The organism is Streptomyces sp. WG5 (genome assembly GCF_049974565.1).
In the GTDB taxonomy this organism is placed as follows: Bacteria; Actinomycetota; Actinomycetes; order Streptomycetales; family Streptomycetaceae; genus Streptomyces.
Window position 1 is genome coordinate 40,526 of sequence record NZ_JBNGGC010000015.1, and the last position, 11,803, is coordinate 52,328.

The following is an 11,803-nucleotide window of genomic DNA, read 5'->3' on the forward strand; positions in this document are numbered from 1 at the left end:
CGACGTGGCCGCCGCCTTCACCACCCCCGCGGCCGGCGCCGGCGGTGTCCCCGGAGGGACAGGGCCGGCGCCCGTGCCCCAGGGGCCCTACGGCAGGTTGCGCGCCATCACGATGCGCTGGACCTGGTTGGTGCCCTCGTAGATCTGTGTGATCTTCGCGTCGCGCATCATGCGCTCCACCGGGTAGTCGCGGGTGTAGCCGTAGCCGCCGAGGAGCTGGACCGCGTCCGTGGTGACCTCCATCGCCACGTCCGAGGCGAAGCACTTCGCCGCCGCGCCCTGGAAGGTGAGGTCGCTGTCGCCGCGCTCGGACTTGGCCGCGGCGGCGTACGTCAGCTGGCGGGCGGCCTCGATCTTCATGGCCATGTCGGCGAGCATGAACTGGATGCCCTGGAAGTCGGCGATGGGCTTGCCGAACTGCTTGCGCTCCTGGACGTAGCCCTTGGCGTAGTCGAGGGCGCCCTGGGCGATGCCGAGGGCCTGGGCGGCGATGGTGATGCGGGTGTGGTCCAGCGTCTTCATCGCCGTGGCGAAGCCGGTGCCCTCCTCGCCGATCATGCGGTCGGCGGGGATGCGGACGTTGTCGAGGTAGACCTCGCGGGTCGGGGAGCCCTTGATGCCGAGCTTCTTCTCCGGGGCGCCGAAGGAGACGCCCTCGTCGGACTTCTCGACGACGAAGGCGGAGATGCCCTTGGAGCGCTTGGTGGGGTCGGTGACGGCCATCACCGTGTAGAACTCCGACTCGCCCGCGTTGGTGATCCAGCGCTTGACGCCGTTCAGGATCCAGTGGTCGCCGTCGCGGACCGCCCTGGTCTTCATGCCGGCCGCGTCGGAGCCCGCGTCGGGCTCGGAGAGGCAGTAGGAGAACATGCCGTCGCCCTTGGCGAGCGGGGTCATGTACTTCTTCTTCAGCGCCTCGGAGCCGGAGAGGATCACCGGCAGGGAGCCGAGCTTGTTCACGGCCGGGATGAGGGAGGAGCTGGCGCAGACGCGGGCGACCTCCTCGATGACGATCACCGTGGCGAGGGCGTCGGCGCCCGCGCCGCCGTACTCCTCGGGGACGTGCACCGCGTGCAGGTCGTTCGCGGTCAGCGCGTCGAGGGCCTCCCGCGGGAAGCGGGCCTCCTCGTCCACCGCGGCGGCGTGCGGCGCGATCTTCGCCTCGGCCAGGGAGCGGACGGCGTCCCGGAGCATGTCGTGCTCCTCCAGCGGGCGGTACAGGTCGAAGTCAGCCGATCCGGCCAAGGTCTCTCACGCTCCCAAACACTGTGGTGCTGACGCTAACTACCGTTAAGTAACTCCGGATTTTATGCTCCATCCACGGTGGTGGATAGGTGAGCTTGACGACAGCGGGAAACCTGCCCGTCGAGGTGCTTTCCCATGCCCCGGATATGCTCGGGCGCGCACGCCTGCCGTACACCTCTGGAGCACCCATGGCCCTCAAGATCACCGTGATCGGTACCGGCTATCTCGGCGCGACCCATGCGGCGGCCATGGCCGAGCTCGGTTTCGAGGTACTGGGCCTGGACGTGGTGCCCGAGAAGATCGAGATGCTCCAGCGGGGCCAGGTCCCGATGTACGAGCCGGGGCTGGAGGAACTGCTCCGCAAGCACGTCGCCGGGATCGAGGGGGCCAGCGGGCGACTGCGCTTCACCACCGACTTCGCGGAGGCCGCGGCCTTCGGCGACGTGCACTTCCTCTGCGTGAACACGCCGCAGAAGCACGGCGAGTACGCCTGCGACATGTCGTACGTCGACTCCGCGCTGGCCTCACTGGCGCCGCACCTGTCCGGCCCCGCGCTCGTGGTCGGCAAGTCGACCGTGCCCGTGGGCTCCGCCGACCGGCTGGCCCGCTACCTCGCCGAGCACGCGCCGGCCGGTGCCGATGCCGAGCTGGCCTGGAACCCGGAGTTCCTGCGCGAGGGCTTCGCCGTCGAGGACACGCTGCACCCCGACCGGATCGTGGTCGGCGTGCGCAGCGAGCGGGCCGAGAAGCTGCTGCGCGAGGTGTACGCGACGCCGGTGGAGGAGGGGACGCCGTTCGTCGTCACCGACTTCCCGACGGCGGAGCTGGTGAAGACCTCCGCGAACTCCTTCCTCGCCACCAAGATCTCCTTCATCAACGCGATGGCGGAGGTGTGCGAGGCCGCGGACGGCGACGTCGCCAAGCTGGCCGAGGCGATCGGGTACGACGACCGGATCGGGAAGAAGTTCCTGCGGGCCGGGATCGGGTTCGGCGGCGGCTGTCTGCCGAAGGACATCCGGGCGTTCATGGCGCGCGCCGGTGAGCTCGGCGCCGACCAGGCGCTGACCTTCCTGCGCGAGATCGACTCGATCAACATGCGCCAGCGCGGCCAGATGGTGGAGCTGACCCGGCAGGCGCTGGGCGGCGGCCCGTTCCTGGGCAAGCGGGTCGCGGTGCTCGGGGCCAGCTTCAAGCCCGACTCGGACGACGTACGGGACTCGCCCGCGCTGAACGTCGCCGGGCAGGTCCACCTCCAGGGCGCCCAGGTGACGGTGTACGACCCCAAGGGCATGGAGAACGCCCGGCGGCTGTTCCCGACGCTCGGGTACGCCGACACCGCCCTGGAGGCGGTGCGGGGTGCCGACGTCGTCCTGCACCTGACGGAGTGGCGGGAGTTCCGCGAGCTGGACCCGGCGACGCTGGGCGAGGCCGTGGCCGCCCGGGTGATCCTCGACGGGCGCAACGCCCTGGATCCCCAGGTCTGGCGGAAGGCCGGCTGGACGTACCGGGCGATGGGCCGGCCGACCGCGTAGCCCGTACCGGATGGACGGTGACGCCGGTTCGGCCGAGGCTCAGTCGGCCGGACCGGCGCCCGTCGCATTCTGCCCCACGCGGCGGCGTACGAGGCGGCGCGCCCCGTGCGGGTCACGCTCCTTTGGCGCGGTACCGCCGCATCTTGGCGCGGGCGCCGCACACCTGCATGGAGCACCAGCGGCCGCGTCCGGCCGGGCTGCGGTCGTAGTAGGCCCAGTGGCAGTCGGCGGCCTCGCACGCCTTCATCCGGGTCCAGGTGCCCGCGACCAGTGCCTCGGCGACGGCGGCGGCGACACGGGCGGGCAGGGAGCCGTCCCGGGCCGGGACGAGGGCGGCGGAGCCGTCGGCCGTGTCGACCGCCACCACCAGCGGGGCCCCGGCCAGCAGCTCGCCCAGCGGGGTCACCGCGCGGTGCGGTGAGTGGCCGGCGTGGGCGAGCAGGGTGGCGCGCAGAGACTCGCGCAGGTCGCGCGCCCCGGGTACCTCGTCCTCCGTCAGGCCGAAGGGCGCCCGCCCCTCCGGCGTGTCCAGCGTGTCGGCGCCCGTTTCGATGTCCAGCGTGTTCACCAGGGACCGGACCAGCTCCAGCCCTCCCGGCGCGGGCGATCTCTCACTCATGCTTGCGACGTTACCGCCCATGGGGCAGCATGCAGTAACCGTTACCGGTTACCCGCACCTTGCGGGTAACCGAGACCATGCACTCAAGGAGGAAGTCATGGCTGTCGCCGAACTGGGCGTCGTCGTCCTGGACTGTCCCGATCCCCGCGCACTGGCCCGCTTCTACGCCGACGTGCTCGGCGGCACCGTCGAGGACAAGAGCGACGACCGGTACGAGTGGGTCGACCTGAACCTGCCCGGCGGGCGGACGCTGGCCTTCCAGGGCTCCCCCGGCCACGTACCGCCGAAGTGGCCCGGGCCGGACGGCGCGCAGCAGTTCCACCTCGACCTCGACGTGAAGGACCTGGACGCGGCGGAGAAGGCCGTGCTGGAGCTGGGCGCGCGGCCGCTGGACGCGGAGGACCGGGCCCGGTCCTTCCGGGTTTACGCGGACCCGGCCGGGCACCCGTTCTGCCTCTGCGCCTGCTGAGCAAGGACCGGACCGCCAACACCGGAGGTTCCCCCATGGCACCCGTGGCACCCGTGGCACGTTTCCGTTCCGTCGTCGTCGACTGTCCGGAGCCCCGCGAGCTGGCCCGCTTCTACGCGCGGGTCGGCGGCGGCACCCCCGAGGAGCAGGACCCCGACTGGGTGGTGCTCCAGGTGCCCGGCGGGCCGCGGCTGGCCTTCCAGCGCGCACCCGGTCTGACCCCTCCGGAGTGGCCGCGCGCCGATCGGAACGCGCAGCAGTTCCACCTCGACTTCGACGGCGGGGCGACGTGGGAGGAGATGGACGCGGCGCACGAGAAGGTGCTCGCGCTGGGTGCCCGGCCGCTGGACCTGGAGGACCGGGAGAAGAAGGACTTCATGGTGTACGCCGACCCGGCGGGGCACCCGTTCTGCCTGTGCCGGATCGAACACGCGTGACGGCCGGCTCGTGACGGCCGGCTCGTGACGGCCGGCTCGTGACGGCTAGCCGTCGAGCTCGGCGATCGTCGCCGTCGACGGCTCCCGGCGCAGCGCCGCCGCCCGCGCGGTGAAGGCCGCTCCGCGCAGGACGCGCTGGACGTTGCCCCAGGTCAGCAGGGCCACGTCGGACTCGTCCCAGCCGCGTCGCAGGAGTTCGGCGATGAGCCTCGGATAGCAGGAGGCGTCGCCCAGTTCCAGCGGGTGGGCGATGCCGGTGTCGTAGGTGCCGGACAGGCCGACGCTCTGCGGGCCGGCCACCGTGCGGACGTGGTCGAGGTGGTCGGCGACGTCCCGGACCGTCGGGCCGGTCTGCTCGGCGGTCAACGGCACCATGCACAGGCCTCCTGCCGCGCCCAGCTCGACGAGCAGGTCGTCGGGGAGGTTGGCGGGGTGCGGGCGCAGGGCGCGGGCGGCGGAGCGGGTGCACAGCACCGGCGCCTTGGAGACGGCGAAGGTACGGCGGACGGTCTCGGCGCAGGCGCCGGAGAGGTCGGCGACGACGCCGAGCCGGTTCATCTCGCGGACGACCTCCTCGCCGAACCGGGTCAGGCCCGCCTCGCTCGCCCAGGTCGCCCCGGTCAGCGTCAGCACGCGCAGACCGAGGGCGTACAGCGAACGCAGGATGCCGAGGCAGTCGCCGATCGCGGCGGCGCCGGCGGGGCCGGGCAGCACGGCGACCCGGCCGCAGTTGCGGGCGTCTATGGCCTGCCCGGCGTCGTACGCCAGCCGCAGCCCGTCCGGGTGGGCCCGCACGACCGTCTCGACCAGGTCCAGCTGCTCCAGGGTCGCGCCCACCGCCCGGTCGCCGTCGACGGCCTCGGGCAGGTGCAGCGACCAGAACAGCGCGCCCACCCGGCCCTCGCGCAGCCGCGGCAGGTCGGTGTCGACGACGCTCTCGCCGAGCTCCAGGTCGTACCAGGGCAGGTGCTTGAGCCTGCGGGACAGTCCGCTGTAGCCGTCGGCGACGGGATGGGCGGCCAGTACGGCGTGGGCCCGGGCCAGCGGCTCGTCGTCGGGGTCGGACACGGGCGCGCAGGGCTCCGGCGGGAACGCCGCCGCGGCAGGCGCCGTGGAAAGCTCGTCGAGTCCGCCGGCATCGGTGCGGGTGTGCAGGTCGTCCTGGAGGTCTGCCATGGCGGGCTCCGTACGGTCGTCGTGCGTTGTCGTCACCGTCGCACGGAGCGGAAAGGGCTTCCTGGTGGGTGGGGCGTTCGGGGTAGCCGGTCGGCCCCGGGCCGCGTCGATCACCTCGTCCAGGATGTCCCGGGAACGGAGCAGGCCGGCGATGGTCCGGTCGATGCGGGCGCGCGCTGCGGCTGGGCGCGCCGCTGAACCCGGTGCGGGACCGGTACCTGATGTACGAGGGCGGGGCGACCGGGTACACCGGCTGCCCCGCCCTCGGACCCTCCGGAACGGAGACGGCTTGAGACGGCTCAGCCGTCCAGCTCCTCCAGCGTCGCGTTGGACGGCCCCCGCGTCGCCCGGAGTCCCCGGGCCACGTCCTCGGCGGCGCCCAGCACCCGGACCGCGTTCTTCCAGGTGAGCTTGGCCAGGTCGGCCCGGGACCAGCCGCGGTCGAGCAGTTCGGCGATCAGGTTCGGGTAGCCGGCGACGTCGCCGAGACCGTCCGGGGTGAAGGGCGTCCCGTCGTAGTCGCCGCCGATGCCGAGGTGGTCGACGCCCGCGGCCTCGCGCATGTGGTCGAGGTGGTCGGCGACCGTGGACACCGTGGCGACCGGCCGCGGGGTGCGCTCCTCGAACGCGCGGTGGACCTTCATCGCCTCGGGGCTGGTGTCGAGGTGGTGGAAGCCGTGCGCGCGCATGTTGTCGTCGGCCTCGGCCGTCCAGTCCACGGCCGCCTGGAGCACGAACTTCGGCACGAACGTCACCATCGCCATGCCGCCGTTGGCGGGCAGGCGCTCCAGCACGTCGTCCGGGATGTTGCGCGGATGGTCGCAGACGGCCCGCGCGGAGGAGTGCGAGAAGATCACCGGCGCGGTGGAGGTGTCCAGCGCGTCCCGCATCGTCGTCGCGGCGACGTGCGAGAGGTCGACCAGCACGCCCTCGCGGTTCATCTCCCGCACGACCTCCCGGCCGAAGGCCGACAGGCCGCCCACGCCGGGCTCGTCGGTCGCCGAGTCCGCCCACGCGACGTTGTCGTTGTGGGTGAGGGTCAGGTAGCGCACGCCGAGCGCGTACAGCGCGCGGAGCGTGGCGAGCGAGTTGTCGATGGAGTGGCCGCCCTCGGCGCCCATCAGCGAGGCGATGCGGCCCTCGGCGCGCGCGGCCTCCATGTCGGCGGCGGTGAGCGCGGCCCGCAGGTCCCCGGGGTGGCGGTCGATCAGCCGCCGTACGCAGTCGATCTGCTCCAGCGTCGCCGTGACCGCGCCGGGCAGGTCCGAGCGGACGTACACCGACCAGTACTGCGCGCCGACGCCGCCGGCCCGCAGCCGGGCGAGGTCGGTGTGCAGGTGGGCCGACTGGTCGGCGGCGATGTCACGGGCGTCGAGGTCGTAGCGGACCTGCTCGCGCAGCGCCCAGGGCAGGTCGTTGTGGCCGTCGACGACGGGGAACTCGCGCAGCAGCTCACGGGCGCGGTCCAGTGCGGCTGACGAATCCGGTGAAGCCGATGAGTCCGATGAGTCCGATGAGGTCATGGGCGTCTACTTCCCGAATCCGAAGGCCGCCGACCCCTCGACCTTGGTGCGCAGCCGCTTGCCCTTCTCCGTGGCCTGGTCGTTGAGGTCCTGCTGGAACTCGCGCATGCGGGCCAGCAGCTCCTCGTCGTGGGCGGCGAGCATCCGCGCGGCCAGCAGTCCGGCGTTGCGGGCGCCGCCGACGGAGACGGTGGCGACGGGCACACCGGCCGGCATCTGCACGATGGACAGGAGGCTGTCCATGCCGTCGAGGTACTTCAGCGGCACCGGCACGCCGATGACGGGCAGCGGGGTGACGGAGGCGAGCATGCCGGGCAGGTGGGCGGCGCCCCCGGCACCGGCGATGATCGCCTTCAGTCCGCGGCCGGCGGCCTGCTCGCCGTACGCGATCATCTCGTGCGGCATGCGGTGGGCGGAGACGACGTCGACCTCGTAGGCGATCTCGAACTCGTCGAGTGCCTTGGCGGCGGCCTCCATGACGGGCCAGTCGGAGTCCGACCCCATGACGATGCCCACGACCGGACTGACCGGGCTGGCCTGGCTCATTCGGTGATCGTCCCTCTCAGGTAGCCGGCAGCGTGACGGGCGCGCTCCAGCACGTCGTCCAGGTCGTCGCCGTAGGTGTTGACGTGGCCGACCTTGCGGCCGGGCTTCACGTCCTTGCCGTACATGTGGATCTTGAGCTGGGGGTCGCGGGCCATGCAGTGCAGGTACGCGGAGTACATGTCCGGGTAGTCGCCGCCGAGGACGTTGACCATGACCGTCCACGGGGCGCGCGGGCGCGGGTCGCCGAGGGGGAGGTCGAGGACGGCGCGGACGTGGTTGGCGAACTGCGAGGTGATCGCGCCGTCCATCGTCCAGTGGCCGGAGTTGTGCGGGCGCATCGCCAGTTCGTTGACGAGGATGCGGCCGTCGCGGGTCTGGAACAGTTCGACGGCGAGGTGCCCGACGACGCCCAGTTCCTTGGCGATGCTGAGCGCCATCTCCTCGGCGCGCAGGGCCAGGTTCTCGTCGAGGTCGGGGGCGGGCGCGATCACCGTGTCGCAGACGCCGTCGACCTGCCGCGACTCGACGACGGGGTAGGCCACCGCCTGGCCGTGCGGGGAGCGGACCACGTTGGCGGCGAGCTCGCGGACGAAGTCCACCTTCTCCTCCGCCAGCACGGGGACCCCGGCCCGGAAGGGCTCGGCGGCCTCCTCCGCGCAGTCCACGACCCACACGCCCTTGCCGTCGTACCCGCCGCGGACCGTCTTGAGGACGACGGGGAATCCGTCGCCCTCGGCGGCGAAGGCGGCCACGTCGGCCGGATCGCGCACGATCCGGTGCCGCGGGCAGGGCACGCCGATCGCGTCGAGCTTCGCGCGCATCACGCCCTTGTCCTGGGCGTGCACGAGCGCGTCGGGCCCGGGGCGCACGGGGATGCCGTCCGCCTCCAGGGCCCTGAGGTGCTCGGTCGGCACGTGCTCGTGATCGAAGGTGATCACGTCACAGCCGCGCGCGAACTCGCGCAACGTGTCCAGGTCGCGATAGTCGCCGACGACGACTTCGTTCACGACCTGCGCCGCAGAGTCCTGAGGAGTGTCACTGAGAAGCTTGAACCTGATGCCCAGCGGGATGCCCGACTCGTGTGTCATACGAGCGAGCTGGCCACCGCCGACCATGCCGACTACCGGGAACGTCACACCCCTAGCGTATCGGCCGCGCGGGGCCCACCTGTTTACCGGCCGTTTCCCCGGGGCCGGGGCCCCCTTTCCCGTCGCCCGGCATCCGTCCGCAGGAAGATCGCGCGTCCCGGTGGTTAGCATGAACGGATTGACGCCAACCGATGGACGGGGGCCTGCACAACCATGGGACATGGTTCCTCGGGTGCTCATACGGCTCCCCCGACGCCTCCGGCGACCCGCGGCGCGGTGCGGGAGCGGATCGAAGGGCTGCTCCGTGAGGTCGTGAAGTTCGGCGCGGTGGGCGGCGCGGGGGTTCTCGTCAACCTCCTCGCCTTCAACCTGATACGGCACGTGACCGACCTCCACGTGGTGCGCGCCAGCATCCTCGCGACCGTCGTCGCGATCGTCTTCAACTACCTGGGTTTCCGCTACTTCACGTACCGGGACCGCGACAAGAGCCGCCGGACCCGCGAGATGTCGCTGTTCCTGCTGTTCAGCGCGGTCGGGCTGGTGATCGAGAACGGTGTGCTCTACACGGCGACGTACGGCTTCGGCTGGGACAGCCCGCTGCAGAGCAACATCTTCAAGTTCCTCGGCATCGGCATCGGCACGCTGTTCCGCTTCTGGTCGTACCGCAGCTGGGTCTTCCGCGCGCTGCCGGACCACGAGCCGGTGACGCGGGCCGAGACCTTCCTGGAGCACGAGCAGCCCACGGCGGTGCGCACCTCGGACGGCACCCCCGCGGCACACCGCTGACCGCGACCCGCCGGCCTCCTAGCGCACCGTCTCCCCGGAGTCACCGGACGACTTCTTCGGCGGCTGCGTGCGCGACAGGAACAGGCCGAACACCGGGGGGCGGCCCTGGAGGAGCTCCAGCCGGCCGCCGTCGGCCTCGGCGAGGTCGCGGGCGACGGCCAGGCCGATGCCCGTGGAGTTCCGCCCGCTGATCGCGCGTTCGAAGATCCGCGCCCCCAGGTCGCCCGGGACGCCGACCCCCTCGTCGGTGACCTCGACGACCGCCTGGTTGCCGGTCACCCGGGTCCTCAGGGCCACCGTGCCGCCGCCGTGCATCAGGGAGTTCTCGATCAGCGCGGCCAGGACCTGCGCCACGGCGCCCGGGGTGCCCACGGCCGTCAGATGCCGCTTGCCGGAGCTGACGATCGCCCGCCCCTCGCTGCGGTAGGCGGGGCGCCACTCGTCGATCTGCTGCTGGATGACGTCGTCCAGCTCGAAGGTGACGGCGGAGCCGCTGCGCGGGTCGCGGGAGTTCGTCAGCAGCCGGTCGACGACGTCCGTCAACCGCTCCACCTGCGACAACGCGATCGTCGCCTCCTCCTTCACCGTCTCCGGGTCGTCGGTGAGGGTGATCTCCTCCAGCCGCATCGACAGCGCGGTCAGCGGCGTGCGCAGCTGGTGGGAGGCGTCGGCGGCCAGGCGGCGCTCGGCGGTGAGCATCCGGGCGATGCGCTCGGCGGAGGAGTCCAGCACATCCGCGACGCGGTCCAGCTCGGGGACGCCGTAGCGCTTGTGGCGGGGGCGCGGGTCGCCGGAGCCGAGCCGTTCGGCGGTCTCGGCGAGGTCGGTGAGCGGGGAGGCGAGGCGGTTGGCCTGCCGGATCGCCAGCAGCACCGCGGCGACCACCGCGAGCAGCGACACCAGTCCGATGATCAGCAGGGTCCGGCCGACCTCACGGGTCACCGAGGAACTCGGCTCCTCGACGAGGACCGTCTCGCCCTCCTCGCCGGTGGCCTTGCCGCGGATGACCTCGCCGGCCGGCCGACTGCCGACCTCGATGACCGGTTTGCCGGGGATCCGGATCTCCGCGTACCGGGCGTCCCGGACCTGCTCCCGCAGGAACTTGGCGTCGACCGATCCGGTGCCGAGCAGCCGGCTGTCCACGATGCTGGCCAGCCGGACCGCCTCCAGGTCGACCCGTTCCTGGGCGGAGCTGCTGATCGTCCGGGCCTCGACGAGTACCAGGGAGACGCCGAAGACGGCGATCACGACGAGCACCACGGCGAGCGTGGACTGGATCAGTCGGCGGCGCATGTCCTCTTACCCGGGCGGGCCCTGAGATCTTGTCGGCGGTTCGGTCCTTCGCGGCGGCTCGGCCGTACGCGGCGGTGCGGTTCCCTCGTGTGCGGGCGCCGGCTCAGTTCTTCTCGAAACGGAAGCCCACGCCGCGCACGGTGGCGATGTAGCGTGGGTTCGCCGCGTCGTCCCCCAGCTTCTTGCGGAGCCAGGAGATGTGCATGTCGAGGGTCTTGGTCGACGACCACCAGGTGGTGTCCCAGACCTCGCGCATCAGCTGGTCGCGGGTGACGACCCGGCCGGCGTCGCGCACCAGCACCCGCAGCAGGTCGAACTCCTTGGCGGTGAGCTGGAGCTCCTCCTCGCCCATCCAGGCCCGGTGGGACTCGACGTCGATGCGCACGCCGTGCGTCGCGGGCGGCTGCGGGGGCTCCACGGAGCCCCGCCGCAGCAGGGCGCGGACCCGGGCGAGCAGCTCGGCGAGGCGGAAGGGCTTGGTGACGTAGTCGTCGGCGCCCGCGTCCAGACCGACCACGGTGTCCACCTCGTCGGCGCGCGCGGTCAGGATCAGGATCGGCACGGCGTGGCCCTCGGACCGCAGCCGACGGGCGACCTCCAGCCCGTCCATGCCCGGCAGGCCCAGGTCCAGCACGACCAGGTCGATGCCGCCCTGCAGGCCGGCGTCGAGTGCGGTGGGGCCGTCCTCACGCACCTCGACCTCGTACCCTTCCCTGCGCAGTGCGCGGGCCAGCGGCTCCGAGATGGACGCGTCGTCCTCGGCGAGCAGTACACGGGTCATGACCTGATGGTAGTCCGCTCGGAGCAGCGCCCGGGGTGCGATCGGCCCGAGGGTCTCCCGCCCGTCTCCCGCCCACGGACAAGCCGGGCACCCGGTGCGGGACCTGCCCGGTCGACCCCGGTGCGAACCTGCGGCTGTGGGGTGCCATCCTGTAACAGACCTTCGAAAGATCGTTCGCGGTTCCGGTGTCACCTGTGATCCGCGTCTCAAGTCCTTCCATACCGGGCGGTGTCCTGCCGTATGGTGAATCAGCGCCTGTAGCACGCAGAGGACCTTTGGCGACAGTTCGACGCTGAAGGTCTCTTTCG

12 protein-coding genes are annotated in these 11,803 nt (G+C 71.9%); 4 read left to right on the forward strand and 8 right to left on the reverse strand.

Annotated features, from left to right (window positions below):
• Positions 1-87 precede the first annotated feature (87 nt).
• A complete protein-coding gene (locus ACP4IX_RS17695) occupies positions 88-1,245 on the reverse strand; it encodes an acyl-CoA dehydrogenase (RefSeq protein WP_426521386.1) in 1,158 nt (385 codons plus the stop codon).
• A gap of 188 nt (positions 1,246-1,433) precedes the next feature.
• Between ACP4IX_RS17695 and ACP4IX_RS17700 the strand changes: the two genes are divergently transcribed.
• On the forward strand, positions 1,434-2,777 hold the full coding sequence (locus ACP4IX_RS17700; RefSeq protein WP_426521384.1) for a UDP-glucose dehydrogenase family protein: 1,344 nt from the start codon (positions 1,434-1,436) through the stop codon (positions 2,775-2,777).
• Positions 2,778-2,889: 112 nt separating this feature from the next.
• Here ACP4IX_RS17700 and ACP4IX_RS17705 read toward each other — a convergent pair whose 3' ends face one another.
• Positions 2,890-3,396: a CGNR zinc finger domain-containing protein gene (locus ACP4IX_RS17705; protein WP_426556059.1), complete on the reverse strand. Its 507-nt coding sequence runs from the start codon at positions 3,394-3,396 to the stop codon at positions 2,890-2,892.
• A 97-nt stretch (positions 3,397-3,493) separates the two neighbouring features.
• Here ACP4IX_RS17705 and ACP4IX_RS17710 point away from each other — a divergent pair, with 97 nt between their 5' ends.
• Together ACP4IX_RS17710 and ACP4IX_RS17715 are read left to right on the forward strand one after the other, a co-directional pair.
• Positions 3,494-3,865 carry a VOC family protein gene (locus tag ACP4IX_RS17710; RefSeq protein WP_426521380.1) on the forward strand — a complete coding sequence of 124 codons (372 nt, stop codon included), beginning with the start codon at positions 3,494-3,496 and terminating at the stop codon, positions 3,863-3,865.
• A 44-nt stretch (positions 3,866-3,909) separates the two neighbouring features.
• Positions 3,910-4,302, forward strand: a complete 393-nt coding sequence (locus ACP4IX_RS17715; protein WP_426556119.1) for a VOC family protein — start codon at positions 3,910-3,912, stop codon at positions 4,300-4,302.
• A gap of 45 nt (positions 4,303-4,347) precedes the next feature.
• On the opposite strand, the gene ACP4IX_RS17720 is transcribed toward ACP4IX_RS17715, so the two are convergent.
• The 4 genes from ACP4IX_RS17720 to ACP4IX_RS17735 all read right to left on the reverse strand — a co-directional run bounded on the left by ACP4IX_RS17720 (position 4,348) and on the right by ACP4IX_RS17735 (position 8,683).
• Positions 4,348-5,478, reverse strand: a complete 1,131-nt coding sequence (locus ACP4IX_RS17720) for a dipeptidase (protein ID WP_426556060.1) — start codon at positions 5,476-5,478, stop codon at positions 4,348-4,350.
• Positions 5,479-5,777: 299 nt separating this feature from the next.
• Complete coding sequence (locus ACP4IX_RS17725; RefSeq protein ID WP_426556061.1) at positions 5,778-7,001, reverse strand: dipeptidase; 1,224 nt, start codon at positions 6,999-7,001, stop codon at positions 5,778-5,780.
• Positions 7,002-7,007: 6 nt separating this feature from the next.
• Positions 7,008-7,547, reverse strand: a complete 540-nt coding sequence (gene purE, locus ACP4IX_RS17730; protein WP_426521372.1) for a 5-(carboxyamino)imidazole ribonucleotide mutase — start codon at positions 7,545-7,547, stop codon at positions 7,008-7,010.
• The gene (locus ACP4IX_RS17735; protein WP_426521370.1) at positions 7,544-8,683 is read right to left on the reverse strand and encodes a 5-(carboxyamino)imidazole ribonucleotide synthase; all 1,140 of its coding nucleotides are present in this window, start codon (positions 8,681-8,683) and stop codon (positions 7,544-7,546) included. The genes purE and ACP4IX_RS17735 overlap by 4 nt, the downstream gene beginning before the upstream one ends.
• A gap of 165 nt (positions 8,684-8,848) precedes the next feature.
• Here ACP4IX_RS17735 and ACP4IX_RS17740 point away from each other — a divergent pair, with 165 nt between their 5' ends.
• Positions 8,849-9,421, forward strand: coding sequence for a GtrA family protein (locus ACP4IX_RS17740; protein WP_426521368.1), 573 nt, complete (start codon positions 8,849-8,851; stop codon positions 9,419-9,421).
• A gap of 18 nt (positions 9,422-9,439) precedes the next feature.
• Here the strand turns inward: ACP4IX_RS17740 and ACP4IX_RS17745 are convergent, their stop codons facing one another.
• A complete protein-coding gene (locus ACP4IX_RS17745; RefSeq protein ID WP_426521366.1) occupies positions 9,440-10,714 on the reverse strand; it encodes an ATP-binding protein in 1,275 nt (424 codons plus the stop codon).
• Positions 10,715-10,817: 103 nt separating this feature from the next.
• Positions 10,818-11,495: a response regulator transcription factor gene (locus ACP4IX_RS17750; protein ID WP_345596614.1), complete on the reverse strand. Its 678-nt coding sequence runs from the start codon at positions 11,493-11,495 to the stop codon at positions 10,818-10,820.
• Between the last annotated feature and the right edge of the window lie 308 nt (positions 11,496-11,803).